The organism is Dissulfurispira sp., assembly GCF_036745535.1.
In the GTDB taxonomy this organism is placed as follows: domain Bacteria; phylum Nitrospirota; class Thermodesulfovibrionia; order Thermodesulfovibrionales; family Dissulfurispiraceae; genus Dissulfurispira.
Genome location: NZ_DAIOFX010000162.1, coordinates 1 through 1,920, shown reverse-complemented (window position 1 = coordinate 1,920; position 1,920 = coordinate 1). Strand labels below are relative to the sequence as shown.

Genomic DNA, 1,920 nt, shown 5'->3' with positions numbered 1-1,920 from the left:
TGTTTGAAAACAAGGGCTTTCTGGTTAGAAAGACGGTAAAAATAAACAGGATTCATAACATTGTTATGATAGACTCATGAAATAACATTTTTGCGAAACCCGCAAAAAACCTTAGGAGGGAAAAATGGAGACAATTTTTATAGTTTTGACAGCGGCGGTTATTTTGTTTATCGTGATGGGAGTAAAAGTCGTTCCGCAGCAGACCGCTTATATTGTAGAAAGGCTTGGAAGGTTTCATACGGTCTTACAGCCGGGCATAAATTACATTATCCCTTTTTTTGACAGAATAGCTTACAAGCATACCTTAAAAGAGCAGGCACTCGATATGCCCGAACAGGTCTGCATTACCAAAGACAATGTGCAGGTTACTGTCGACGGAGTTATTTTTATTCAAGTAATAGACCCTAAGAAAACCTCTTATGGCATAAACAACTATGTCTTTGCCATTACACAGCTTGCCCAAACCACCATGCGCAGTGAGATAGGCAAGATAGACCTTGACAGGACGTTTGAAGAGCGAATGGCGATCAACAAGGCTGTTGTGACCGCTATAGACGAGGCAGCGGTAGCATGGGGCGTAAAAATACTGCGGTATGAGGTGAAAAATATTATTCCGCCAGAAACAGTCCTTCAAGCGATGGAAAAGCAGATGCAAGCCGAGCGCGAAAAGAGGGCGAAAATTTTGCAGTCCGAAGGCGAGAAACAGTCGGCAATCAACATAGCAGAAGGACAGAGACAGAAACTTGTTTTAGAGTCAGAGGGAGCAAGGCAGAAGCAGATAAATGAAGCGATAGGACAGGCAGAAGCGATAAAAGCCATTGCAATGGCTACCGCAGATGGTATAAAATCTGTGGCACAGGCGATAAGTTCTCCAGGGGGTATGGAAGCGGTACAGCTCAGGGTTGCTGAAAACCTTATAAGCCAGTTTGGTAATCTCGCTAAAAATACCAACACTCTTATATTGCCTGCTAATTTTGGCGATATGGCTTCTATCATAGCCACGGCCATGTCGGTAGTAAAGCAGTCGAAATGACGGAGGGGGAACATGCATCTGACATCCGTTTATATATGGGCGATAGCAGGCATAGCTCTTATGGCTGTCGAGATGGTTTTTCCCACGTTCGTGACCCTTTTCCTTGGCATCGGCGCGATCTGCGCTGCGTTAACGTCATGGGCAGGCATTACGCCGCATCTTCCTGGCCAGCTTATAGTTTTTTCCTCCGCATCGCTGTTGACGATGCTCTTTTTCAGGAATGCGGCGAAAAAGATGTTCGGTAAAAAGACAAACGCGGAATATTCGGAATATATAGGCGAAAAAGCCGTAGTTACGTCTGTAATCCAGCCCGGAGGCGAAGGGCGCATATCGTATCGCGGCACAGAATGGATAGCGTTTTCGGACAGCGACTCTCCGATTCCCCAAGGGAGCAAAGTGGAGATTATAAGCATGGACGGCATAAGACTGAAAGTGAAGATGCAGTGATATAGTTTATCAGCGGAGGGAGAAAATAATAGTCGAATTCGATCAAAAAGAATACCGGACGGTAATTTTGGCGGCGCTGCTACATGATGTGGGGAAGTTTATGATATGAATAGAGGGGATAACGTAAGACGGAAGCACCCTTTATTTTCTGCTGATTATGTGTCAACTGATGCCTTCAAAAAACTGATTAAGGATAACTGGGTAGATTTAGAGTTACTAAAAAAATTGGTTCAGAGACACCATGAATATTTTAAAATGCCGGATGAGTTGTTGGTGCAGAAGATTGAAGTTCCGCATACAAGGGCATTGGCATATATTGTCAGTCGTGCTGATAGTTACCCTTCAGGTGAAAGACTGGATGAAGAACCATCAGAACTGGATTTTATGAGGATTTTTAATGTTCTATGCGGTAGCATACGACCTGCCTGACACCGGCAGAA

Annotated in this window: 3 protein-coding genes; all 3 read left to right on the top strand. The window is 44.3% G+C overall.

The window, feature by feature from the left end; translation table 11 throughout:
- Positions 1-124: 124 nt before the first annotated feature.
- The 3 genes from V7L97_RS12440 to V7L97_RS12430 all read left to right on the top strand — a co-directional run bounded on the left by V7L97_RS12440 (position 125) and on the right by V7L97_RS12430 (position 1,909).
- Positions 125-1,033, top strand: coding sequence for an SPFH domain-containing protein (locus tag V7L97_RS12440; protein WP_333656470.1), 909 nt, complete (start codon positions 125-127; stop codon positions 1,031-1,033).
- A gap of 12 nt (positions 1,034-1,045) precedes the next feature.
- Positions 1,046-1,480, top strand: a complete 435-nt coding sequence (locus V7L97_RS12435; RefSeq protein WP_333656469.1) for an NfeD family protein — start codon at positions 1,046-1,048, stop codon at positions 1,478-1,480.
- A gap of 105 nt (positions 1,481-1,585) precedes the next feature.
- Complete coding sequence (locus tag V7L97_RS12430) at positions 1,586-1,909, top strand: hypothetical protein (RefSeq protein ID WP_333656467.1); 324 nt, start codon at positions 1,586-1,588, stop codon at positions 1,907-1,909.
- The last annotated feature ends 11 nt before the right edge of the window (positions 1,910-1,920 follow it).